Raw genomic sequence first — 24,223 nt, 5'->3', positions numbered from 1 at the left:
CCCAGTGAGTCTAATTTGGTTTTGTTGATATTCAGAAACTATATAACAGGTATGGGAAAACGTAATTGGATTTATATATTGCACTGCAATATAGTTACATCATCGCCGAATTAGATAGAAATGTGGAGAAATATTATGAGCTTCCTGACCTTAGCCTTTCCTTTGCAAAGTGCCATTCCAGCCGCTGAGATGGCTGTCAGCAGTGTCGTGGGCGCTGCCCGTCCTTTGCTGGGCATGGGCATCCTGGCCACCGTATTGGTGGTGTTCAAGCCTTTGATTACCGGCCTGCTGCGCGCAGCGCTGCTGGTGATCAGCCCAAGGCAGACCAAAGATGAAAAAGTAGCAAGCCGCAACATGCGCAACATCCTGGCTATCAACAACGTTGCCCGCGAACTGGATTCTACCTCGCCTAGCATGGCAGCGGAATTGCGCGCACTGGCTTCACGCGGCTAATTGCCGTTTTACTGGTTTTGCTGATTTAACCGCACATAACAAGGGGTTAGTAATGCAACATTCTTCTTTATATGCAGTAGTTTCCGGTACTTACCGCGAGACAGACGCTTCCGCGCAATCGGTGGCCGGCTCCAAGAGTCTGGCGTCGATGCTGCCGGCCATGCTGATGACCGGTGTCATCACGCTGGTGGCTACGGCTGTGATGCGGCTGGTCTGGGCTGGTTTCAGTAACGAATTCTTCGCTGCATGGATGGAAGCATGGCTGACTTGCTGGCCCATTGCTTTTCCTGTTGCTTATATGATTACGCCATTGATACGCAAACTGTCCCGCCTACTGAATGCCTCCGGCAATGTCCGGCAAGAAGCTGTGGATAATACTGTTGGTAACGCTGTGAACAACAGTGTCGATAAGTCTGTGGCTAACTCCTATGCCGCGAGGAACAACGCCGGAGAATCCGAAGGCCTGAGCCTGGCCGACATCACCAGCGCTTCCATCCGTGCCACTGCGAAGAACCGCCTGAGCGTACGCCGCTCTGCCGCCGTACGCTGATTTATTCCCCTTTTGTCTCCTCTTGCTTTCCTCCCAAGGCAGGATTTCAACCCGCAAAACCTTGATTTTGCGGGTTTTTTCTTTTAGCCCGCAATACGCCTGATGCCTTGCCCCAGCGGGCTTACCCCTGGCAGCGGGCCGGCCGCAGGAAATCCGGCTATCACTATCTTGCAACGTTTTTGCCGAGGGCAGCACGTCCTGATGTCTTTTTGACTTTGCCGGGTTTTATCCCTGGGCTGGGGATAAGTGCCTGTCGCTTCCTGTGGATAAAATTCAGCCCCGCTTAAAGCAAAACGCGGCATCAGGCCGCGTTCTTCTACTTCACATTGCCGCCTTTGCAGCGGCGTACATGCCGACTCAGGCTGCCAGGCGTTTTTCCAGCTGTGCCTTGGTGGCTACCAGTTCGGCCGGCAAGTGGTGCTGCAGCTTGTCGAACAGTTCGGTATGCAGTTTCAGCTCCGCTTCCCATGCTGCCTTGTCGATAGAGGTAATGGTGTCGAACTGCTGCTGCGTGAAATCCAGGCCGTCCCATTGCAGATCGCTGAATTCAGGCGTGGTGCCGAAGACGTTTTCCACGCCCTTGCCTGTGCCCTCAATGCGTTCCAGCATCCATTTCAGCACGCGCATGTTGTCGCCGAAGCCCGGCCACACGAACTTGCCGTTCTCATCGGTACGGAACCAGTTAACACAGAAAATGCCCGGCAGCTTGGCGCCGGCGGCGGCAATTTTCTCGCCCAGCGTCAGCCAGTGCTGGAAATAGTCGCTCATGTTGTAGCCGATGAATGGCAGCATGGCGAACGGGTCGCGCCGCACTATGCCTTGCTGGCCGACTGCGGCTGCGGTGGTTTCCGATCCCATGGTCGCTGCCATGTAAACGCCTTCCACCCAGTTGCGCGCTTCGGTTACCAGCGGCACGGTGGTGGAGCGGCGGCCGCCGAAAATGAAGGCGGAAATAGGCACGCCGGCAGGATCGTCCCAAGCGGAATCGATGACCGGATTTTGCGTGGCGGCCACGGTGAAGCGCGCATTCGGATGTGCTGCCTTGCGGCCGGTTTCCTTGGCGATTTCCGGCGTCCAGTCCTTGCCTTGCCAGTCGATCAGGTGCGCCGGCGCTTCCTTGGTCAGGCCTTCCCACCAGATGTCGCCGTCGTCGGTCAGCGCGACGTTGGTGAAGATGGTGTTTTCGCCTAGCGAAGCCATGCAGTTGGAGTTGGTGGCGGTGTTGGTGCCCGGCGCCACACCGAAATAGCCGGCTTCCGGGTTGATCGCATACAGCTTGCCGTCGGCGCTCGGTTTGATCCACGCGATATCGTCGCCGATGGTAGTCACTTTCCAGCCGTCAAATGTCTTGGGCGGGATCAGCATGGCAAAATTGGTCTTGCCGCAGGCGGAAGGGAATGCCGCCGCTACATAGTGCTTTTTGCCTTCCGGCGATTCCACGCCCAGGATCAGCATGTGTTCAGCCAGCCAGCCCTGTTCGCGGCCCATGTTGGACGCGATGCGCAGCGCAAAGCATTTCTTGCCCAACAGGGCATTCCCGCCGTAGCCGGAACCGAAAGACCAGATCTCGCGGGTCTCGGGGTAGTGCACGATGTATTTGGTCGCGTTGCAAGGCCATGCAACATCCTTCTCGCCCGCTTGCAAAGGCGCGCCTACGGTGTGTACGCAGGGAACGAATTCGCCGTCGGTGCCCAGCACGTCGTACACAGCTTTGCCCATGCGCGTCATGATGCGCATGTTGACTGCCACGTAAGGAGAATCGGACAGTTCCACGCCGATATGTGCAATCGGCGAGCCCAGCGGGCCCATCGAGAAGGGCACCACGTACATGACGCGGCCTTTCATACTGCCGTCGAACAGGCCGTTCAGCGTGCCGCGCATTTCTGCGGGATCGGTCCAGTTATTGGTGGGGCCGGCGTCTTCCTTGTTCTGCGAGCAGATGAAGGTACGGTCTTCCACCCTGGCCACGTCGGAAGGATCGGAGCAGGCCAGGTAGCTGTTCACGCGCTTGGCGGGATTCAGCTTTTTCATCGTGCCGGCAGCCACCATCAGCGCGCACAGGCGGTCGTATTCTTCCTGGGAGCCGTCGCACCAGTAGATGCTGTCCGGCTTGGTTAGCGACGCAATGTCAGCGACCCAGTTGATCAGTTTTTGTTGTTTGACGTAAGCGGGCACATTCAATGCAGCCACGCCGCCCATGATGGGTTGATTCACGATATTACCTCCAATGCCAAAAGAAAATCTCTGGAGCCGGCAATCCGCGGCATGGACCTTGTCACCTGCGTTGACCCGGTATCCGTCGGCGCATGGCGGATAAGGGCAACGGTGCTCGATGCTAAGGCTTGCTCGCAATGATTCCCGACTGCGCCCGGTAGCGGCACGGCAGGATCGTCGTTAGGGGGCTCTGGGGCGGTACGAGCGCAGGTGCTGGCTCAAGTACGCGCCGGTGGTCACGATGACGGCGGTTCTGTCGGATAATAGGAAGGCAATGGTATTGCATTCCAGACTTGCACCCCGCGTGATGGATTTTGTTAGCGGAGCGTAAGCATCAAAAAGCTACGTAACGAAGCATTGTACACTTGAGCGGAAGCCGGCGCTAATTTTGCGTCAGTATTATTGTAATTAAGGTATTGTTTTTGAAAGTCCAGCCCGGCAGGGCGCAGCTGCCATCCCCGATTCAATAAAGGAAAACTAATGAAAATTGCCATCTTGGACGATTACCAGGACGCGGTCCGCCAACTGAAATGTTTCGAGCTGCTGCAGGGGCACGACGTTAAAGTGTTCAACAGTTCCGCCGTCGGCATAGGCCAGCTGGCGATCCGGCTGGCGCCGTATGAGGCGCTGGTGCTGATCCGCGAACGCACGGCTTTCCCGAAAGCGCTGTTGCAAAAATTGCCGAATCTGAAGCTTTTGTCGCAAACCGGCAAGGTTGCCGGCCATATCGACGTCGCTGCCGCGACGGAACGCGGCGTCACCATCGTCGAAGGCATCGGCGACCCCACCGCTCCGGCTGAACTGACCTGGGCGCTTGTCATGGCCGCGGCCCGCAAGATCCCACAATACAATAGCCTGCTGCAGGACGGCGTGTGGCAGACCTCTTCGCTGCGCGCCGAGCACAATACCTTGGGCTGGGTGCTAAAACGCAAGACGCTGGGCATCTGGGGTTACGGCAAAATAGGCAAGATGATCGCCGCCTACGGCAAGGTCTTCGGCATGAATGTTGTCATCTGGGGCCGCGAACCCAGCCGTGCGCAGGCGATTGCCGACGGTTATCATGCCGCTGCATCAAAAGAGGCTTTTTTTGCTGAAAGCGATGTCATTTCCGTACATCTGCGCTTAAATGATGCAACACGCGGCATTGTTACCGCGGCTGATCTGGCATCGATGAAATCCACCGCGTTGTTCGTCAATACCAGCCGGGCAGAACTGGTGGAGTCCGGCGCACTCGAAGCCGCTTTGCCGAAAGGGCATCCGGGGTTTGCGGCAGTGGACGTATTCGAGACCGAACCTCTGCCTGTGGATAACCCCCTGCTGCGCATGGAAAACGTGCTGGCGACGCCGCATCTGGGTTATGTGGAGCAGGACAGCTACGAGCTATATTTCCGGGCGGCGTTCCAGAACGTGGTGGATTTTGCGGCGGGTACGCCGAAGAATGTGTTGAATCCACTGGGGTGAAGTTTCTAGCCCAACGAATCAGATTTGGTTCCCTCTCCCGGGGGCGGGAGAGGGTTGGGGTGAGGGGCATCAAACTACGATAAAGACCTTGTTAATGCCGCACTAAACCCTCGACGAAGCAAAATGATCGCCAGCGATCACCTCAAAGGCGTCGGATAAGACGCAACGCTGACATTGCCGTCCTTATCCACAGCCTGCACACCAAAAAATATATTGTCCTTGGACAGCTTCGACGTGTATTCGGTCACGTTGCCGATATACACGGCGTGCTGCCAGTCCGCCGCGGTCGTGTCGCGCCATACGATGCGGTAGCCTGCGAGGTCGGGTTCATGGTTAGCCTCCCATACCAGGCGGGTATCGTTTTCCAGCTTGTCGGTGCGTACCTGCACTTTGGATGGCGCTGCCGGCGCCAGTGCCAGCGAGGCAAGTGCCGCTGCATTGATGCGGGCCACTTGCGCGGTGTAGTTGAAATCGACGTATTCGGGCAGGTCGCCTATCTTCACACCGTTTTCAGTGCGCACATCCTGGTGCTGGTGATTGAAGTCTTCGGCCGGTTCGGTGAAGCGCAAGGCGGCGTAGCCCTGTTCCAGGAAAGGCATGTGATCCCCGCCGCGCAGGTAGCGGTCGGCGCGGTTGATGATGGTGACCTTGAAGCCTGGCACGTAGCGTTCACCCTGTTCCTTCACATGGCGCGCCAGCTGGCGTGAGATCGAATCGTTTTCGCCGCCGGTGGTGACCAGTGTGCGGATGTTGTCCGGCATTTCCTTGCGTGCTGGCACGCCTTCGGCGAACAGGCGCACCTGCTTGTTATCCACATGGCCGGTGTCGGAATGCGAGCTGCCGATGATGTCGTTGGTGAACATGCCGGCGATGTTCAGGTTCTTTTCCCTGGCCTGCTGCGCAAAATGGCCGGAGCCGTACAGGCCCTGTTCTTCGGCGGCAACCGCCATGAACACGATATTGGCGTCGAACTTATATTTGGCCATTACGCAGGCCATTTCCATGACGGCGGCGGTACCGGATGCGTCATCGTTGGCGCCGGGGGCGAATGACGTCGCATTCATGATGTCGGTGACGCGCGAATCGTAGTGGCCGCTGACGACGTAATAGCGGTCGCTGGCGGTATCGCCTTTCAATGTTGCCACCACGTTGACGATTTCCGTCGGTGTGCTGATGCGCTTATCCACAGGATGGATATGGCTGTCGTACTGCACGTCCAGCTTGCCGGCGCCGCAGCGTTCCAGCTCGCCCTTGATCCAGCGTCGCGCCGCGCCTATGCCGGTGGTGTCGGACGTGGTATCCGACATCGTATGGCGGGTCTGGAAGCTGACCAGCTTGTTGATCGTGGCTTCTATCCGCTTGGCGGAAATCTCGGCGACGATTTTTTCAATCTCGGGTTTGCGGGCAGCGATCTTCTTTTCCTCTGGCGTGTCGGCGGCATGGCCGGCGGTGGATAACAAAGTAAGCAGGGCGGTGGCGCAAACGGCGGACTGGCGTGGAAATTTCAAGATGACTTCTCCCGGGGTGGTGCGGCACCCTGCTCAGGACGGCAGGCATGGCGCGCGGATTGAATTGCTCCGCAGCATTCTAGAACTATTTTGATAAAAAATCTTTCATCGGCAAATTGGCGATGAAAAATAAGCACTCAGGGGATAGGCAGGTTGAAGGCGGTAGGAATAATGTCGTGCCTGACCACGGGCAGCACGTCACGGCGGCTATCGAAGCTGCCCACGCCCCACAGCCTTTCCCAGCCCGGCGGCCAGCTGAGCGGCAGGCCGCTGTACTCGGCCTGCTTTTGCCGCACGGCGATCACCGGCAGGTGTTGCGGTAGTGATTGCAGCGGATGCTTCTGCTGGTCGCTGCCCAGGCTGTATGCATAGTGCGGCAGCAGTGCTTCGCAGACGGCGTCGAACCACACGGTGTGGTCTTCGTCGCGCCCCAGTGCCTGTGCCAGGCCTTGTGGATCGAATTTGGCCAGCGCATGTATCAACTCTTCTGTCGTTGCACCGGGGGCATCGCCCCAGCCCATCACCGGGTTGAAGTTGTAGTCGGCGCCGGAACCATACCAGCCTTCGCGCCACGGGCGCTGCATCCAGTCGCGCGGACCGGTGAATAGCTGCCAGCGCCAATGCAGGCCGGAAGGTTTGGGCCAGCTGTAAAGATACAGTTTCTGGTAACCGGCCTTGTGCAGTTCTCTGACCATGGCCATCAGGCGTGCATGTGGCATGCGTTCCGGCGGTTCGCGCCGGAACAGGATAGCCTCGCCATCGGCATGCTGGATTTCGTCGGTGGACAGATTCAGGTCCAGCGTGCGCGATTCATTGCCGAAGCGTGCCGCCACCCAGCCTGTCAGCAGGTTGACAGCCGTCAGCACGCCATAACCGCGATGGCGGTGGAAGATGACGGTGCCTGGAGCAATCGGTTTCATGGGTCGTGGAGTCGGAGGTGCGAGGACGGAAGAAAATTTCCGCTGTAGTGTAATGCAAATTTGCGCGGTAAACCAAGCGCGGAAAGTAACAGGCTGTAAGAGCTTGCCAAAGTAGTAAGGGCTACGCGACTTGCCTGGCTGCTTGCAACTTTGCGCAGCGCCCCGCGCGCGTTACAATGTCCGCTACCTCAACTGCATAGCATCCATCATGACCCTGCGCTTCATTGCCACCGGCGGCACTTTCGACAAACACTATGACGAACTGAACGGCAAGCTGGGTTTTGCCGACAGCCACCTGCCGGCGGTGCTGGCGCGCGCCCGCATCACCGTGCCGGTGGAGCTGGAAGTGCCGGAGCTGATGGACTCGCTGGACATGACGGACGTGCACCGCCAGAACATTTTGCAATCCTGCAGGCAGGCGCCGGAAAAGGCCATCGTCATTATCCACGGTACCGACACCATGCGAGAAACCGGGCAAGTGCTGGGCGCCGCCGCGCTGGACAAGGTCATTGTGCTGACCGGCGCGATGATCCCGTATGAGATCGCCAATTCGGATGCGCTGTTCAACCTCGGTTTTGCCGCCGCCGCTGCGCAGCTGCTCGCGCCCGGCGTCTATGTCGCGATGAACGGCCAGGTATTTGCATGGGATAACGTGCAAAAGAACCGTTCCGCAGGCGTGTTTGTCACCAATTAAGCGATCGGCGCATTCATGAAACTGCTGAAACTTTTCATCTCCTGTGTGTTTTTCCTGTTTGCGGGCCTCAGCCATGCGGCGGAAACCCGCTTCGACGACATGTATTTCTATCAGGGCGAAGAGGTGCTGAAGGAAAAAGAGGTGAACTTCCAGGATTTCGCCCGTTTCACCCGCAACGTGCAATCGGCGGTGTGGAAGGCCTTGAAAAAGGTCAAGATGCCGCAGAGTTCCGGCTATATTGTCGTGGCCGTGCGCGCGGACCAGAAAATCGCTGCCTGGCTGGACATGGAGCCGGCGCTGCATGAGTATTACGACGCCGCCGTCACCGATGCCGTCAGCAAGCTGCGCCCGTTCGGTGTATCCGACGGCATCGTCGTATTCGCCATGAAGATGGCAGTGGATACGCCCAAGTTCACCGCCAAGGCCAAGCCCGATGTCAAAGACTGGAAAGACGCGCAGAAAGCCGCGGCGGATCCCGGCGATATAGAAGCCATCGTGCAGGCGGCATGGCCGGAATAGCATTGCAGACAGGTATTCCAGGTTTTCGTCCTGCGTGCGGCGAGGATTTTGAAAATCTGCTGGCGCTGCGCATCGCCGCGATGCAGCCCAGTCTGGAGCGTATAGGCAGGTTTGATCCTCAGCGCGCGCGTGAACGCCTGCGCGCAAGCTATGATGCTGCAGCGACCCGCGTCATTGTCGCCGATGGCGTTGACATCGGCTTTGTCGCGGTAAAGCTTTTGCCACCGGAATCCGGCGCCGGCCTGCTGCTCGACCACCTTTATCTGCATCCGGACTGGCAAGGCCGCGGCCTCGGTGCATGGGCGTTGCGCCAGATCATTGCCGAAGCGGACACCGCCGGCCTGCCCCTGCATGTCGGCGCGTTGCGTGGCAGCGATGCCAACCGCTTTTATCAGAAACACGGATTTGTATACAGCGCCGAAAGCGAGTGGGATATCTACTATGTCCGCCCGGTATCCGTGCCCGATGCCGCCGTGCCGGCTTCCACCGATTGATTCATCCCTGAATACAGAATAACCATGTCAAACTTATCCACAGCCTTATCCACGCCTGATACCGGCCTGCCTATCCAGCCGGGCATCCTGCAGTCCGTGCCGCCGCATGGCCGCTACCTGAGCTTCACGCTGAAATCGTCCGATGCGCTGCATGCAGCACTGGCTGCGCTGCGGGAACTGGCGGACGGCGAACGCCTCGTGGTCGGCTTCGGGCATACGCTGGTTGCCGCGATGGGCGCCGAGGTGCCCGGCTTGCGCGATTTCACCGGCATAGACGGCAGCCGCGTGCGCCTGCCCGCCACGCCGGCCGCACTATGGTGCTGGCTGCGTGAAAACGAAAGGACCGACCTGGTGCACCAGACGCGCCGGTTGCTGCGCGCGTTGCTGCCGGCTTTCGAGCTGCAGCATACGGTGGAGGCTTTTCGCTCCGGCGCCGGCCATGACCTGACCGGTTATGAAGACGGCACAGAAAATCCCAAAGGCGAAGATGCAGTGGCAGCGGCTTTCGCCCAAGGCCAGGGTGCGGGCCTGGATGGCTCCAGTTTTGCCGCTGTCCAGCAGTGGCAGCACCAGTTTGAAAAATTCGAGGCAATGGAAGAGCTGGCGCAAGACCACATGATGGGTCGCCGCCGCAGCGACAATGAAGAACTGGAAGACGCACCGGTGTCGGCGCATGTCAAACGCACCGCGCAGGAAAGTTTCGATCCCGAAGCCTTCGTGCTGCGCCGCTCCATGCCCTGGGCCGACATGCTGCACGCCGGCCTGAACTTCGTCGCCTTCGGTAAATCCTTATACGCGTTCGAGGCTCAGCTGCGTCGCATGAGCGGCGCCGAAGACAAGCATACCGATGCGCTGTTCACGATTTCCAAGCCGGTAACCGGCAGCTATTTCTGGTGTCCGCCCATGCTGGACGGCAAGCTGGATCTGCGCCTGTTGAAGCTGGCCGCCTGATTTCCGCTGAATCAATAGTCAAATAGTCAGAATAATCAGGCGGCGCTTTGCGCCTGCCTGGACTGCTTCAGCAACTCCTGGAAACCTTCCAGCGGTAGCGGTTTGCTGAACAGGTAGCCCTGGAAGGCGTGGCAATCATGCTCGATTAGGAAGCTGCGCTGCGCCAGGGTTTCCACCCCTTCCGCAATCACGTTCAGGCCCAGGTTGACGCCCAGCGAAATGATCGCGCGCACGATGGTGGCATCGTTTTCATCATCGCTGATGTCGCGCACGAAAGAGCGGTCTATTTTCAGCTGGTTCAGCGGCAGGCGCTGCAGGTAGGCCAGCGACGAATAACCGGTGCCGAAATCGTCCATCGAAAAAGCGATGCCCAGTTCGCGCAGTTCATGCATCTTGGCCGTGGTACTGTCCACGTTATCCAGGATCGTGCTTTCGGTCAGCTCTATTTTCAGCCGGGTTGGATTAATCGCGGTGCGCAACAGCATGCTGCGCAGCTTTTCCACAAAATCGACCTGCTGGAACTGCTTGGCGCTGACGTTGACGGCCAGCGTCAGGTGTCGCGTGTCTTCCTTCGCTTCCCATTTTTTCAGTTGCGCACAGGCGGTTTCCAGCACCCAGTTGCCGATCGGCACGATCAGCCCGGTTTCTTCGGCCAGCGGGATGAATTCCGCCGGTGAGATAAAGCCGCGGTCCGGATGTATCCAGCGCAGCAGCGCTTCCGCGCCGATCAGCTGGCCGTCGGCATTGACCTGCACCTGGTAGTACAGCTTGAACTGATTTTGCGCCAGTGCGACCCGCAGATTGGATTCCAGCATCATGCGCACTACCAGCACTGCCTGCATCGCCGGATCGAAAAAGCGCACCGCATCGCGGCCGGAAGTCTTGGCCTCGTACATCGCAGTGTCGGCGCGCTTGAACAGATCCTTGACGGTAATGTCGCCACCGTGGAACAGGCACACCCCTATGCTGCTGGAGCCATGGTGTTCAAAGTCCATGATGTGGTAAGGCTCCGACAGCAGCATGCGTATCTTGTTGGCGATCCTGTCGGCCTGCTGCACCGCCTCGTCGCGTACGATGCTCAGCTCTTCCAGCACGACGACGAATTCGTCGCCGCCCAGGCGGGCCACGGTGTCGCTGTCGCGCACACAGGTCTGCAGCCGGCTTGCGGTTTCCACCAGCAGCAGGTCGCCGGCATCATGACCGCGGGTGTCGTTGAGCGTCTTGAAATTATCCAGGTCGATGAACAGGATCGCGCTATGGTTATCGCTGCGCTTGCTCAATGAAATGAGGTGCTGCAGCCTGTCCATCAACAGGCGCCTGTTGGGCAACTGTGTCAGCGAATCGTAGAAAGCCAGGTTGCGGATTTCTTCTTCATAGCTCTTGTGCCGGCTGATGTCGGTAAAAGAAGCGATGTAGTTGCTGACCTCGCCTTCGGCATTGGTGATGGCCGTCAGCGTGATCATCTGCGGGTAGATGTCGCCGTTTTTGCGCTTGCTCCACATTTCTCCCTGCCAGAACTTGTTTTCCTTTAGCAGCTCGGCGATATTGTCGAAGTAGGCGCGGTCCTGCTGCTTGGATTTATAGATAGGCGGTTTGCGGCCCAGCAGGTCGGCATTTTCATAGCCGGTGATGCGGTTAAAGGCCTGGTTCATCCGCAGGATGGTCCAATTGGCGTCGGTGACGAAAATACCTTCCTGCGATTCAAAGGTAAAGGCTGCGATCTGCAGGTCATGCTCGGCCTGCTTGCGCTCGGTAATGTCGGTGATGAAGCAATGCCACAGCATGCCGCCGTCCGGCTCCGGCTCCGGCAGCGCGTCGATATACAGCCAGCGCACCTGGCCGTTGAGCCTGCGCAGCCGGAACTCGGTCTGCCACGATGTCAGCGTCCTGCCCGCATGGCGTATCAGCGGTTTTGCCTTTTCTACGTCGGCACGGTCTATGCGTTCAAACAGCGCCGATGCATCGTGGCGCACTTCGTCCGGACGAATTTCGAACATCTGGCGGATGGCGTCGCTGGCATAAGGCACGCCGGTGCTGTTGTCCGGGCTGACACGGTATTGCATGATCAGCCCCGGCAGCCGCGAAGCGACCTTGCTGACCCGCTCAAAAGCCTCGCGCAGTTCATCGGCGGCTCTCTTGCTTTCGGTCTGCAGCGCGGTGATGATCAGCGTGACGATGACCAGCGTCGTCATATAGCCCCACAGGATCAACAGGTTGCCCTGGGCATCGTCGCTATTGAAAGGCCCCCTTCCTGTGGCGGTGGCCCAGGCGGCAATGGCGGACGACGCCAGCACTGCCAGCGATGCAGCGCTGATGCCGAAGCGCATTGCCGGCCAGATCATGACGGTGACGGCAATAAAGGTCAGGCGGATATGCGCATGCGGCGACAGAAAGATGAACCAGTTGCTGCCGACGAAGATCAGCGCAAAAATCAGCACTTCCTTGTGTCTCTGCGTGAATTCCGCAACAGTCCGGTAAGACAGCGACAGCAGTACCGGCGCTGCCAGCAGCACGCCTACCGCGTCGCCGGCCCACCAGCTCAGCCACACCTTGACGATGTTGTCGGTAAGCCCGTAGCGCCACAAGGTCAGTGCGCCGCCGCTGGCGGAGATCATCATGCCAACAGTAGCCGCCGCGCTGAACCAGATCACGTCCTTGCGGCGCGAAAAAAAGCGGTCAAAGCGTTCGCGCCGTAAAATCCAGCACGTCAGATTCGGACCCAGCGTATTGCCTATCGCCAGCCAGGCTGCCACGGCCAGGCTGTAGCCGGCAGAAAATTCCAGCAGGAAAGCGGCGATATAGACGGCCGGCACCGCGCGCTTGCCCCAGCGCATCAGGGCCGCCACCGCAACGCCGGTAGGCAGCCAGATCAGGCTGACATTGGGGCTCAGATAAGGGATGGACAAACCCAGGCGGCCGGCGGCGATATACGCAAATACAACGGCGAGGAAACGCAGCATTTCCATCCGCAGGCGGATCTGTTTGCTGCCGGTAGCGGTTTTCAATTGCATGGAACTGGACATGGCAGGCTAACCCCGCACGGGGCGTTCAAGGTGAATCAGGGTAAATCATCATCGTCATGCAGTTCAGGAAGGAAGAGCATCGAACTCGGCAAACATCTGCTGAGATTCGGCCAGCCGACTCAATGGCGTGTAGTCGCAGACGCCGGCAAACTCCGCCCACAAAGCCTGTACCGCAGGATTTTCATGGGCTTGCCGGATGGCCTCGGCAGAACGCCATTCAAACACTTCGACAATACTGCCGTCTGCGGCGCGCATGACATAGCCCGGCTTATCGGTAATCAATTTTTCTTCGGCAAGTATGGTGAGGTGTTTGCCGACGGCAGTTAGCAAAGCCTGGTCCTTGCCAGGCTTGGGCGTATAAGCCACGATCACAAAACGACCCATTTTCTCCCCCAGTCTTCGTCCTGCGCTGCCATCGCGCTTTATTGGAACGCGGCGTAGCCGCAGCTTATTATGCGGCAAGGATAGGGAATTTGCTGTCTTTTCTTGGCGGGGTGTGCAGACAAACGTCTGCACACACGGTACAGACGTCGCTATTGATGTGAGGAAACTAAGAGCGGAGGATAGGAGTCAGCGGCCGGTCATCATCGCGGATCAATATGCCCACAGCTTGTCCGCATCCAGCTGTAGCCAGTATTCACCCTGTTCCAGTTTGTGCGGCGAATAGGCGCGCAGTGTGCTGTCGCTGCCGGCGAGGCCGAACAGGCATTCCCAGCGGTCGCCCAGATACATGCAGGTGCTCAGCGGCAGCCTGATCGCGTTGCCGGCGGCCGTGGAGGACAGGCGCACCTGTTCCAGCCGGATGATGGCTGTCACGCTGCTACCTGTCTTGCCTGCATCAGCACCGCGCACGGTGGCATCCAGGGTGGCGCCGCCTATCTGCAGCTTGACGCGGCTGCCGTCCGAGTGCACCACGGTGCCGCGCAACTTGTTATTGCTGCCCATGAATTCCGCGGTGAACAGCGTATTCGGGGTTTCATACATGCTCTGCGGCGTACCCTGCTGTTCGATGACGCCGTTGTTCAGCAGCAGGATGCGGTCGGAAATCGCCATCGCCTCGCCCTGGTCGTGCGTCACCATCAGCGCCGACAGGTTCAGCCGCACGATCAGCTCACGCAGGAAGGCGCGCGCCTCTTCGCGCAACTTGGCGTCCAGGTTGGACAGCGGTTCATCCAGCAGTATCACCGGCGGGTTATACACGAGTGCGCGCGCAATCGCCACGCGCTGCTGCTGGCCGCCCGATAGCTGGTGCGGGAAGCGTTCGCCCAGATGGCCCAGGCCGAGCTGTGCGAGTACAGCCTTGACCTTGTCGGCGATATCGCTGGAATTCATCTTGCGCAGCTTCAGGCCGTAGCCGACGTTATCGGCCACCGTTTTGTGCGGCCACAGTGCATAGGACTGGAACACCAGGCCCAGGTTGCGCTGCCCGGCAGGCACTTCCAGTTTCTTCGCGCCGTCAAAGAACAGCTTGTCGCCGATATGGATGCTGCCGGTCTTTGGGCTTTCCAGCCCTGCCACAGCGCGCAGCAGCGTGGTCTTGCCGCTGCCGGAAGGGCCCAGCAGCGCCACCACTTCGCCGCGCTGCAGGTCCATCGATACCCCCTTCAGGATGGGGTTGGCGGTAGCGCCGGAGCCGTATTCCAGGGTCAGGTCTTTTACGCTTAATTCAGACATGGTGTTCTCTCGTATTCTGCTAAATGCGTTGAATGCATGGATAAGGTGCGGGTGTTAATGGCTGAGCTTGACGCCGAAGCGCAGCGCCAGCCCCAGGCCGATGGCGACCAGTGCGATATTGATGAAGGACAGCGCCGCGACCAGATCGACCGAGCCGCCGGCCCACAGCGATACGATCAGTGCGCCTATGACCTCGGTGCCCGGCGACAGCAGGTAGACGCCGGTGGAATATTCGCGCTCGAAGATCAGGAACACCATCAGCCACGCGCCCAGCAGGCCGAACTTGACCAGCGGCAGCGTCACATCGCGCGTTACCTGGCCGCGGCTCGCGCCGACTGCGCGCGCGGCCTCTTCCAGTTCCGGCCCGACTTGCAGCAATGCGGTGGAAATCAGACGCAGGCCGTATGCCATCCATACGACTGAATAGGCGATCCATACTGAAAAAATCGTGGAGCGCAGCGCGCGCAGTTGCGGGATCAGGTTTTCCGTCAGCCATAGCGCGACAGGATTGTCAAAGCCCTGCAGTGCGCCGTCCAGCCAGCTTGGCACGAACAGGAACACCCACAGGAAGGACAAGCCCGCCAGCAGGCCGGGAATCGCACGCGGCACCAGTACGCTGTAGTCCAGCAGCCGTGTGATGCCATCCGGCTTGCGGTGCATCGCCAGCGCCACGCCAGCGTAGCAAATCACGGCCAGCCCGCCGCCGATGACGCCGATCAGCACCGTGTTCAGGATGCCGCGCATCAGCGAAGGCTGTTCCAGGATGTCGCGGAAATGCTGCAGCGTCAGTACATCGGCCAATTTCACACCCTCGCCCCAGTAGGAGACGAAGGCACGCAGCACGATGCCGGACAGCGGAATCACAATGGTGAAGACCAGCCAGGCCGCCAGCAGCGCAAACGCCACCCATTTCCATTTGCCGAGCGGCAGCGGTTTCTGGCGCGAACCCTTGCCTTTGATGGACACGTATTTGTTGGCCGATTTCAGCAGCCAGCGCTGTATCATCACCAGCGGCATCGTCACTGCCACCAGGCATACCGCTGCAGCGGCCATCAGGTGGTAGGAAGGCGTGCCCAGCTTGTTGGTCAGCTTGTACAGATAGGTTGCCAGTACCAGATGGCCTTCCGGATCGCCCAGCACCAGCACCAGGCCGAACACTTCAAAGCCGAGGAAGAACACCAGCACGCCGGAAAAGGCCAGCGCGGGCATGATCATCGGCAGCGATACGTGCAGCGCCACTTGGAACGGCGACGCGCCGGCCACCCGCGCAGCCTCTTCCACATCCGAGCCCAGGCTTTTCAGCGCAGCGGAGGAATACAGGTACACATGCGGCACATGCGTCAGCCCGGCGATCACGACGATGCTGATGAAGGAATAAATATTCCATGGCTCCACGCCCAGCAGCTGCTTCACCCACAGCGTATAAAACCCGACTGGCCCCATTGACACCACATAGCCGAAGGCGACCACCATCGGTGATACGAAGATGGGCACCAGCAGCATTGGTTCTATCCAGCTGCGGCCCGGCAGGTCGGTACGTACCATCAGGAAGGCCAGCAGGCCGCCCAGCGGCACGGCGATGATGGCGAGGCCGGATGCCAGGATCAGGCCGTTCCAGAAGGCGTCACGGAAGTCCGGATCGTCAAAGATGAAGCGGTAGGAGTCCAGCCCCAGCGTCTTGACCGGCGCAAAAAAGGGCGCGGACAGGAAACTCTGGAAAAAGATCAGCGACAGCGGCGTGAAGATCGCCAGCAAGGCCAGCGTGACGACAATGCCGCGCGGCCAGTTGATCCGCGACCACTTGCCGCGGGAAGGAAGGCTGAGGGTTTGCATGAGGATGCCTTGTGAATTCGATGACGGCTGCCAGCTAAACAGGGCAGCAGGAAGCGCTGCGCAGGACCCCTCATGCAGACCCGCTGTATCGCTGGTCCACAGGAAGGAATCAGATGAAGAAAATTATTTCTTGCCTGCGGTCTCTTTCCATTGCTTCAGAAAAGCGAGGCGTTTTCCCTGGTCCAGGTATTGCAGCAGCATGGGGTTGACCGGCAGCGGCTTCAGGCCCGTGCCTATCTGTCTGGCCAAGTCGGACGACGTGGTTTCTCCCTTTACGTCAGCGCGGATCGCATACAGCTTGGCTTCATTGGCGATCATCGTCTGGCCGCGTTTGGACAGCGTATAGTCCAGCCACAGCTTGGCCGCGTTCGGATGCTTGGCCGCTTTGCTGATGAACATGACACGCGACAGCACCAGCGTGTAGTCTTTCGGCAGCACGACACCGATCGAAGGGTCCTTGGCCGCGCGCACCAGCGCATAGGAACCGAGGATGTTGTAGCCCAGCAGGTTTTCACCGGAGGAGATGCGCTCCAGCATGGTGCCGGTGGACGACTGTACCCGCAGGCTGACGGCGCCGAAGGCCTTGGCCAGATCCCAGAATTCCTTGTTCTCGCGACTGTCCTGCGTGATGAACATGAAGCCGACGCCGGATTTTTCGATATCGTAGGACGTCACCTTGTTCTTGAACTTGTCCAGCTTGGTGGTGATCAGTTTGGCGAACTCGGCGTGTGTCTTCGGTACTTCAGCCTCGGTCACCAGGCGTTTGTTGTAGACGAATACTGCAGGTTCGAAGGTTGTGCCGTAGGCTGAGTGGTTCCAGATGGCCCATTGCGGTATGCCGGAGGACTCGGGAGACTGGTATTGCAGGCCGTAGCCGTCGGACACCAGCTTGGTCTGCAAGTCCATCGCAGAAGACCACATCAGGTCGGCGCTGTTGCCGCCGGCCGCTGTTTCTGAAATGTAGCGGTTATACACTTCCGTGGAATTCATGTCGTTGTATTCAACCTGCACGTCCGGATACATGGACTTGAAATCCTTGATCATCGGCTCCACCGCCTTGGTGTCGGTTGCGCTGTAGATGACGAGCTTACCCTCTTTTTTCGCCGAGTCGACGATCTTGCCGTAGTCGGCCGGATAGCCGGCCGGCGCCTGCGCGTGGGCCGCCAATGGGGCGGCCAGTGCCGCGCCCAGAGCAATGCCGGCCACTGCGGTGGTGATGAGAGTTCGTCTAAACATGTAAAGTCTCCTGTTTTTGTATTGATTGACTGGTATTTTGTATTTTGTATGTCGTTTAAGCGGAGCGGATCAGCGCAGCAGGCCAAATTCCTTCGCCTGTACCCTGTACTGCTCGACCGTCTTGTTGATATAGGCGGTCAGGTCCTTGCCCGTCATTGCAAACGGATACAGGCCGTGCGCTGCGCGCAGTTGGGCGAACTGCTGGTCTGCCATTGCCTGGTCGAACCTGCCCACCCACTTCTGGTAATCGGCATCGCTGACCTGCGGTCCCATGTAGACGCCGCGGATGATGGGCCAGGTGACGTCGAAGCCTTGTTCGCGCGCGGTCGGCACATTAGCCAGCAGGCCCGGCAGGCGCGCGTCGGACAGCACTGCCAGCACCCGGATCTTGCCGTCGCGTATGTGCAGGCTGGCTTCGGACGCATCGCCCGAAATCGCCTGCACATAGCCCGCCAGTAGTGCTGTAAAGGATTCGCCGCCGCCTTCCAGGGCGACGATGCGCATCACCTTGGGGTCGAGGCTGGCACGCCTGGCGATCAGCGACATCTTCAGCCAATCCTGGCTGCCCACAGTGCCGCCGGCGCCGATGGCGACATCCGACGGCTTGTCCCTGATGGCCTGCATCAGTTCGCGCAGGTTCTTGTACGGCGAATCGCTGCGCACCGCGATCATGCCGTAGTCGGTGCCTATGCCGGCTACCCAGCGCACGTCGCCGGCGCCGGATTTGCCGAACTTGCCTTCAGCCAGGTTCAGCAGCGAACCGCCGGAGTAGACGACCAGCGTATCCTGCTCCGCCTTGCGTTGCGTAATGACCGAATTCCATGCGACGGCGCCTATGCCGCCCGGCAGGTAGCTGATCCGCATGTCCTTGCCCATGGCCTTTTGTATCAGCTTGCAGGTCTGGTCCATGCCGCCGCCGGGCTTGGCTGGTGCCAGGCACAGCGCGCCTGCCGGCTTTGCCGCCGTGGCGGGTGTATCGGCCGCCCGGATGCTGCCGCCAGACACAAATAGTGCCGCGCAGGCCAGCACCACTGCCGCGATGGGCTTGCCTGGCTTGCTATGGGACGCTGGCTGGGAGCGGGTTGACATGGAATGCAGGGAATTTTTCAAGGTGACAGGCATGCTAGTCCTCACATACTTTCAGTTAGCTTTCAGGGGCGGGCTTTAGCCCAAGACTTCATTGTGCAACGCAATATACAGGGGCTTTGCAACAAAGCCGCGCCGAATAGCGCTTTTGCAAAAGGCAGGAATATGGGTATGATAAAAAAAGCAGAATAGAGCAAAAATGCACGAGGAGACCGTGCTTAGACAATTTTAAAAACGGTGCAAGATGCGCATATTGCTGGTTGAAGACCATATAGAACTATCCCGCTGGCTGACCAAAGCCCTGCTGGATGCCCACCTGACCGTAGAGTGTGCGATGAACGGCGCCGATGCCGACGCCTTGCTGCATACGCAGGAATACGGCCTGGTCATCCTGGACCTCACCCTGCCGAAAATGGACGGCCTGGATGTGTTGAAGCGCATGCGCGCACGCGGCGCCAAGACGCCGGTACTGATACTGACGGCTCGCGGCGGCCTGAATGAAAGGGTACAGGGGCTGAACCTGGGCGCGGACGACTACCTGGCCAAACCGTTTGAACTGGCCGAGCTGGAAGCACGGGTCAAGGCGCTGCTGCGCCGCTCGCAGGGCAACGAGGCCGTGACGCTGAGCTGCGGCCCGCTGTCCTTCGATACGGTATCGCGTCTATTTTCTTACGGCGATGCGCCGCTGTCGCTGACGCCGCGCGAATATGCGGTGCTGGAAGCGCTGATCATACGGCGCGGCCAGGCAGTACCGAAAGAAAAGCTGTTCGACGAAGTGTTTGCGCTGGATGACGATGCCAACCTGGATGCCATAGAGATTTATATCCACCGGCTGCGCAAGAAGCTGGACAGCGTCAGCGCCGGCAGCGTCGCCATCACGACGCTGCGCGGTATAGGCTACCTGCTCGAAGCGCGCAGTGCTGCATGAGGCCGAATATTGAAGCCCGATGTATGGAACCGAACGTGAAGCCGCAGGCCGCTTCCGCAAGTCGATGAAAGTACGGCGCTCTCCCGATACCGTCGGTAGCCTGCGCGGCCAATTCCTGCGCTGGCTGCTGATTCCGCTGCTGCTGCTGGTCGCGCTGAATGCCTTTTCCGTGTATCGCAATGCGCTGGACGCTGCCGACCTGGCCTATGACCGCTCGCTGCTGGCGTCTGCTCGCGCGTTGTCGGAAAGAGTCAGCATTGTCGATGGCAAGCTGGTCGCCAATGTGCCCTATGTCGCGCTGGACAGTTTCGAGACAGACACCCTGGGCCGCCTGTACTACAAGGTCACCGGCGTCAACGGCGAATTCATTTCCGGCTACGAAGATTTGCCTACGCTGCCCAAGGATGTGCCGCGTTCTGAAATCTATCCGGCGCTGGTGCATTTTTTTCATGCCGAGTACCAGGGCCAGGCGGTACGCATCGCCGCCTTGCACCAGCCGGTATACGATGACAGGATGCGCGGCATCGCGCTGATTGAGGTCGGCGAGACCATGGATGCCAGGCGCGGCCTGTCGCGCACCATCCTGGTGGATACGCTGCTGCGCCAGGCGGCACTGATCCTGGCAGTGGCGCTGATGGTGTGGGTGGCCGTGCGTTTCGTACTGCACCCGCTGATGCAGCTGAAGGCTAATGTGGAAACCCGCGAACCCACCGACTTGTCCGATTTCGACCCGGCGCTGGTGCACAAGGAAATCCGGCCGCTGATCATTGCGATGAACGGCTATATGGCGCGTCTGCAAACGCTGATCAGCGGCCAGAAGCGTTTCATCGCCGATGCGTCGCACCAGCTGCGCACGCCGCTGACGGTGCTGAAGACGCAGGCCGAACTGGCATTGAGGGAGAACGATACCGAGGCGATGCGGATGATCGTGCAAAGCATCGCCGCTACCACCGATTCCGCGGTGCATCTGGCGAACCGCCTTTTGACGCTGGCCCGCACCGGCCACGGCGCGGCGGAAGGCGTCATGGCGCCGCTGTCGCTGCGCGATATGGCGCGCCAGGTCTGCACCGAGCTGGCCTTGCCCGCCGTTCGCAAGCAGCTGGACCTGTCGCTGGAAGCGGAGCAGGACGTGACGGTAACGGGGCATGAATTGCTGCTGCGTGAAATGCTCAGCAATTTGCTGGATAATGCGATTCGTTATACGCCGCAACAAGGGCAGATCGTGGTCAGGGTGTATGTGAAAGCCGGTGCCAACGGCGTCGGCGAGGCTGTGCTGGAAGTGGAAGACAGCGGTCCCGGCATTGCGGCGGCGGAGCAGGAGCGTGTGTTTGCGCCTTTTTACCGTGCCGGTGCAGCGGTGGAAACCAACCCCGGAGGGGCAGGCCTTGGCCTGAGCATCGTCAGCGATATTGTGTTGTTACATAATGGTCACATCAAGCTCAGCAATGTTGTTGCCGAGCAATGTTTAAGGGTGGTAATCTCTTTCCCACTTGATTAATCCATAGGACTCATCTCACTGCCGTACTCCCGCTGTGCATGAGATGAGTTTTAGTGTTCCGGACGCAGATGCAGGAACGACACGCGCAATTCCTTGTAGCAGGCGGCAAGCCTGCTTTTTTCAGCCGGCAATGGCAACATTGGCTGGCGCGCAGTGCATGGGTGCCGATACTGTGTGCCGTATTGACGACTATCAGTGTGCTGCCCCGGGACGCGCATGCAGAAAAACCCGACATTGTGCTGCTGGTGGCGTCCGGCAACGACGCCAGGGCCAGCGCAGGCAGCGGTGCGCCGCAATCGGCCTTCCGCAATACCATCCAGTTTGTCGAGCGCGGCCTGGATGTTGGTTTCGAGGTCAGGCGCTATCCTTGGAACCGCCTGATCCAGAACCTGAACAACGGCGAAGGCCTGGCGTTTGGCCTGTCCAAGAACAGTTCGCGCATGCAGACGCTGCACTTTTCCGAGCCAGTGTATGCGAATTACGTCTGGCTGATTACCAGGAGCGACGCAAGCTTCCCGTTTTCCGGCATGCAGGACCTGAAAGGAAAATCGCTGGGCATGAACCGCGGCTCCAGCTTCGGCGATGAGTTCGACCGGCAAAAAAATCTGTTGTTCACGGTGGAGGAAGACGCCTACGGCCTGCAAAGCCGGCTCAATAAGCTGCTCAACCACAGGATGGACGCGATCATCTACCAGAACCGCAATGCCGACCCGGAACAGGTGGAAGCCATGCTGAACCAGCGCGTGACGGAGCGCATGCCGGAGATCAAATTGCCGCCTGGCGTCCGTTTCATCGTGCTGCGCAAGCCGCTGATGACGGACAATATCCATTTTGCGATACGCGCGCAGGACGACCATGGCATCATCAAAAAAATCAACGCAGTGATCATCAAGGGCAAAAAAAACGGCGAACTGGCGAAAGCCCTGAGCCAGGAGCCATGATGGCTGGGCGGGATAAAAAAAGCAGTATTCAGGCAGATGCCGCGTTCAATATTGTGCAGGGCACGGCGCTGAGCGAACAGCAGAAGAAAGACCTGCTGCACCGGCTTGCGCGGGTGGAAGGCCAGTTGCGCGGTGTGCAGAAGTTGATTGCCAAAGCTGCCGAACCGGCCGACTGCGAAGCCATCGCCCAGCAGATGGCTGCCGCCCGCAAGGCGCTGGACCGCTCCTTCATCACATTGCTGACCAGCGCTATCCTTACGCACACGGAAGGCGGCGCCGAAAACGGCGAAGCGCAGGCCGAGCGGATACAGCGGCTGGCCGCGCTGCTGGACAAGTTCGGCTGATTTTGCAATAGATCAAGCCCGGCCAGCGTGCGCCCGGCCACAAAGGTAATTGCAGAATGGATGTAGAATGATGCAATGAATATCACACTACCGGAACTGGAAGCGGCCATCAATTACTGGCGCCAGCAACGTCCCGCAACCGGCGACGAATGCGCGCTGTCGCCCGAGGTCAACATTCTCGCGGGCGTGTATGCGCTGATGATATTCCACCGCCAGAAAGAGATACCGGCACAGCAATTGCAGCCGGGAGCACAGAGCCTGTTGCGCGCCTGGCAGGAGCAAAAAACAGCCTGATAGCGGGGCGAAACTGCGTCAAGCCGCCATGTGCCTCGCCTGGCGCGATGGCGCGGACGTGGCCGGTGTGGATGGGGGCAAGGAGTTTTGCTGCTTGCCTTTCGTGGCTGACTTGTCGGGCCCGTGCTGGTGGATGGACTGGCCGGCATAGTCGCTCTTGATCAGCGCCGTTACTGCTTCCCTGTTCATCTTCCTGATATCGGCCAGCCATTCCGCCACCAGCGCCGCCAGCCTTTCCAGTGCAATACGGTGCGTGGCATCGGTCCTGGCGTACAGCCAGTCGGACAGGTCCATGAAGTGCTCGAATGGCGTATCGGCCAGTATCAGCGGCAGCGTGTGTGCGAAACGTCCCGAATTGGCGACCAGGTCCCAGTAGCGAGCAAAGCGTACCAGCCGCTGCATCGTCGCAAAATCGATCGTATTATTGGCCAATATCGTGTACGGCGGGTGCGGATCGAACACCAAACCGTGCTCCTGCGTGTGGCGGATGATGGGCGTGCCGCGCAGGCGCTTCAGGATGCCGAACTGGATTTCATGCGGTTTCAGCGCGTACAGCCGATTGAAGCCTAGTGCGAAGCTTTCCACTGTCTCTCCAGGCAGGCCGGCAATCAAGTCCACGTGCAGATGCGCCTCAGAGTGTTCGCACAGCCAGCGTATGTTTTCTGCGGCCTTGTCGTTGTTCTGCTTGCGGCTGATCCTTGCCTGCACTTCGGGGTTGAAGCTTTGTATGCCTAGCTCAAACTGCAGCGTGCCGGGCGGAAACTTCATGATGCCCTCCTTCAGCGCATCCGGCAGGTGGTCCGGCACCACTTCAAAGTGGGCATATACCGGGTCTTGCGGATCGGCTTCCAGCTTGTCCAGGAAGAACTGCATGATCTTCAGGCTGGTCTTGATGTTGAGGTTAAAGGTACGGTCGACGAATTTGAACAACCGCGCGCCGCGCGCATGCAGACCCTCCATTTCGGCCAGGAACAGGTCGATGTCGAAAGGCCACGCGGTCTTGTCCAGCGCCGACAGGCAGAATTCGCATTTGAACGGGCATCCGCGCGATGCTTCTACGTATAGTGTACGGTTTTTGATGTCGTCGTCGGTGTAGAGGTCGTAGGGCAGCTTGATCTGCGCCATCGGCGGCTGCACGCCGGCATGGATTTTCATCAGCGGCTGCGGGCCGTGCAGGATTTGCCGGCAGACGTCTGGAAATGTGACGTCGCCCCAGCCGGTGATCACGTAGTCGGCCAGTTTGACGATTTGCTGCTCGGCGGTCTCGTACGACACTTCCGGCCCTCCCAGCACTACCACGACATCCGGTGCAACCCGCTTCAGCACCGCGACCAGCTTGGTGGTTTCCTCCACGTTCCAGATATAGACGCCGAAGCCCACGATCAGCTTCTCGCCGGCAACCCGGTAGGACAGCAACTTTTCGACCATGTCGGTGGTCTTGGCGCCGATGACGAATTCCTGCAGCCGGGTTTCTTCCTGCAGCTTCCCCATGTTCGCAAGCAGATAGCGCAAACCCAGCGAAGCATGGGAATAGCGGGCGTTCAGGGTGGACAGCAGGATGGTCATGGTGCGGGGCAGACGGGGTAAAGCCGTATTGTACGC

General features: G+C 59.3%; 22 protein-coding genes. 12 read left to right on the top strand and 10 right to left on the bottom strand.

Translation table 11 applies throughout. The features are described from left to right. Positions 1-135 precede the first annotated feature (135 nt). Entirely contained in the window at positions 136-453 is a 318-nt protein-coding gene (locus ACO0LO_RS07645) for a hypothetical protein (RefSeq protein WP_422963617.1), read from the top strand. Between the two features lie 52 nt (positions 454-505). Continuing rightward, the gene (locus ACO0LO_RS07640) at positions 506-1,003 is read left to right on the top strand and encodes a DUF2798 domain-containing protein (protein WP_422963616.1); all 498 of its coding nucleotides are present in this window, start codon (positions 506-508) and stop codon (positions 1,001-1,003) included. A 357-nt stretch (positions 1,004-1,360) separates the two neighbouring features. Here ACO0LO_RS07640 and ACO0LO_RS07635 read toward each other — a convergent pair whose 3' ends face one another. Further along, positions 1,361-3,217 carry a phosphoenolpyruvate carboxykinase (GTP) gene (locus ACO0LO_RS07635; protein WP_422963615.1) on the bottom strand — a complete coding sequence of 619 codons (1,857 nt, stop codon included), beginning with the start codon at positions 3,215-3,217 and terminating at the stop codon, positions 1,361-1,363. Positions 3,218-3,697: 480 nt separating this feature from the next. Between ACO0LO_RS07635 and ACO0LO_RS07630 the strand changes: the two genes are divergently transcribed. Beyond that, positions 3,698-4,678 (top strand): D-2-hydroxyacid dehydrogenase family protein, encoded by a 981-nt coding sequence (locus tag ACO0LO_RS07630; protein ID WP_422963614.1) that lies wholly within the window; start codon positions 3,698-3,700, stop codon positions 4,676-4,678. A gap of 137 nt (positions 4,679-4,815) precedes the next feature. Here ACO0LO_RS07630 and ACO0LO_RS07625 read toward each other — a convergent pair whose 3' ends face one another. Together ACO0LO_RS07625 and ACO0LO_RS07620 are read right to left on the bottom strand one after the other, a co-directional pair. Next, the gene (locus ACO0LO_RS07625; protein WP_422963613.1) at positions 4,816-6,186 is read right to left on the bottom strand and encodes a M20/M25/M40 family metallo-hydrolase; all 1,371 of its coding nucleotides are present in this window, start codon (positions 6,184-6,186) and stop codon (positions 4,816-4,818) included. 137 nt (positions 6,187-6,323) lie between these two features. Continuing rightward, complete coding sequence (locus ACO0LO_RS07620; RefSeq protein WP_422963612.1) at positions 6,324-7,106, bottom strand: L-asparaginase; 783 nt, start codon at positions 7,104-7,106, stop codon at positions 6,324-6,326. Positions 7,107-7,314: 208 nt separating this feature from the next. Between ACO0LO_RS07620 and ACO0LO_RS07615 the strand changes: the two genes are divergently transcribed. The 4 genes from ACO0LO_RS07615 (at position 7,315) to ACO0LO_RS07600 (ending at position 9,764) form a co-directional block, all read left to right on the top strand. After that, positions 7,315-7,800, top strand: a complete 486-nt coding sequence (locus ACO0LO_RS07615) for an asparaginase domain-containing protein (RefSeq protein WP_422963611.1) — start codon at positions 7,315-7,317, stop codon at positions 7,798-7,800. A 15-nt stretch (positions 7,801-7,815) separates the two neighbouring features. Further along, positions 7,816-8,319 (top strand): hypothetical protein, encoded by a 504-nt coding sequence (locus tag ACO0LO_RS07610; RefSeq protein ID WP_422963610.1) that lies wholly within the window; start codon positions 7,816-7,818, stop codon positions 8,317-8,319. Between the two features lie 80 nt (positions 8,320-8,399). Then, positions 8,400-8,813, top strand: coding sequence for a GNAT family N-acetyltransferase (locus ACO0LO_RS07605; RefSeq protein ID WP_422964107.1), 414 nt, complete (start codon positions 8,400-8,402; stop codon positions 8,811-8,813). A gap of 24 nt (positions 8,814-8,837) precedes the next feature. Then, a complete protein-coding gene (locus ACO0LO_RS07600; protein WP_422963609.1) occupies positions 8,838-9,764 on the top strand; it encodes a Dyp-type peroxidase in 927 nt (308 codons plus the stop codon). 35 nt (positions 9,765-9,799) lie between these two features. On the opposite strand, the gene ACO0LO_RS07595 is transcribed toward ACO0LO_RS07600, so the two are convergent. The 6 genes from ACO0LO_RS07595 to ACO0LO_RS07570 form a co-directional block, all read right to left on the bottom strand. Beyond that, positions 9,800-12,787: a bifunctional diguanylate cyclase/phosphodiesterase gene (locus tag ACO0LO_RS07595; RefSeq protein WP_422963608.1), complete on the bottom strand. Its 2,988-nt coding sequence runs from the start codon at positions 12,785-12,787 to the stop codon at positions 9,800-9,802. A gap of 63 nt (positions 12,788-12,850) precedes the next feature. Then, positions 12,851-13,171, bottom strand: coding sequence for a hypothetical protein (locus ACO0LO_RS07590; protein ID WP_422963607.1), 321 nt, complete (start codon positions 13,169-13,171; stop codon positions 12,851-12,853). A 210-nt stretch (positions 13,172-13,381) separates the two neighbouring features. Further along, positions 13,382-14,461 (bottom strand): ABC transporter ATP-binding protein, encoded by a 1,080-nt coding sequence (locus ACO0LO_RS07585; protein ID WP_422963606.1) that lies wholly within the window; start codon positions 14,459-14,461, stop codon positions 13,382-13,384. Positions 14,462-14,515: 54 nt separating this feature from the next. Next, positions 14,516-16,294 (bottom strand): ABC transporter permease, encoded by a 1,779-nt coding sequence (locus ACO0LO_RS07580; RefSeq protein WP_422963605.1) that lies wholly within the window; start codon positions 16,292-16,294, stop codon positions 14,516-14,518. A gap of 123 nt (positions 16,295-16,417) precedes the next feature. Continuing rightward, positions 16,418-17,530 (bottom strand): ABC transporter substrate-binding protein, encoded by a 1,113-nt coding sequence (locus ACO0LO_RS07575; RefSeq protein ID WP_422963604.1) that lies wholly within the window; start codon positions 17,528-17,530, stop codon positions 16,418-16,420. Positions 17,531-17,599: 69 nt separating this feature from the next. Next, the gene (locus ACO0LO_RS07570; protein ID WP_422963603.1) at positions 17,600-18,619 is read right to left on the bottom strand and encodes a Bug family tripartite tricarboxylate transporter substrate binding protein; all 1,020 of its coding nucleotides are present in this window, start codon (positions 18,617-18,619) and stop codon (positions 17,600-17,602) included. A gap of 241 nt (positions 18,620-18,860) precedes the next feature. Between ACO0LO_RS07570 and ACO0LO_RS07565 the strand changes: the two genes are divergently transcribed. The 5 genes from ACO0LO_RS07565 (at position 18,861) to ACO0LO_RS07545 (ending at position 22,621) form a co-directional block, all read left to right on the top strand. Then, positions 18,861-19,544, top strand: a complete 684-nt coding sequence (locus tag ACO0LO_RS07565) for a response regulator (RefSeq protein ID WP_422963602.1) — start codon at positions 18,861-18,863, stop codon at positions 19,542-19,544. A 64-nt stretch (positions 19,545-19,608) separates the two neighbouring features. After that, positions 19,609-21,042: a sensor histidine kinase gene (locus ACO0LO_RS07560; RefSeq protein WP_422964106.1), complete on the top strand. Its 1,434-nt coding sequence runs from the start codon at positions 19,609-19,611 to the stop codon at positions 21,040-21,042. A gap of 68 nt (positions 21,043-21,110) precedes the next feature. Continuing rightward, positions 21,111-21,983 (top strand): substrate-binding periplasmic protein, encoded by an 873-nt coding sequence (locus ACO0LO_RS07555; RefSeq protein ID WP_422963601.1) that lies wholly within the window; start codon positions 21,111-21,113, stop codon positions 21,981-21,983. Then, positions 21,980-22,327, top strand: a complete 348-nt coding sequence (locus tag ACO0LO_RS07550) for a metal-sensitive transcriptional regulator (protein WP_422963600.1) — start codon at positions 21,980-21,982, stop codon at positions 22,325-22,327. Before ACO0LO_RS07555 ends, ACO0LO_RS07550 begins: the two co-directional genes overlap by 4 nt. A gap of 75 nt (positions 22,328-22,402) precedes the next feature. Then, a complete protein-coding gene (locus tag ACO0LO_RS07545; RefSeq protein ID WP_422963599.1) occupies positions 22,403-22,621 on the top strand; it encodes a DUF3717 domain-containing protein in 219 nt (72 codons plus the stop codon). Positions 22,622-22,639: 18 nt separating this feature from the next. On the opposite strand, the gene ACO0LO_RS07540 is transcribed toward ACO0LO_RS07545, so the two are convergent. Further along, entirely contained in the window at positions 22,640-24,187 is a 1,548-nt protein-coding gene (locus ACO0LO_RS07540; protein ID WP_422963598.1) for a DUF4080 domain-containing protein, read from the bottom strand. Positions 24,188-24,223: the final 36 nt, after the last annotated feature.

It is taken from the genome of Undibacterium sp. TJN25, from assembly GCF_049339885.1.
Lineage (GTDB): Bacteria > Pseudomonadota > Gammaproteobacteria > Burkholderiales > Burkholderiaceae_D > Undibacterium.
This window is presented reverse-complemented; position numbering and strand designations above follow the sequence as displayed.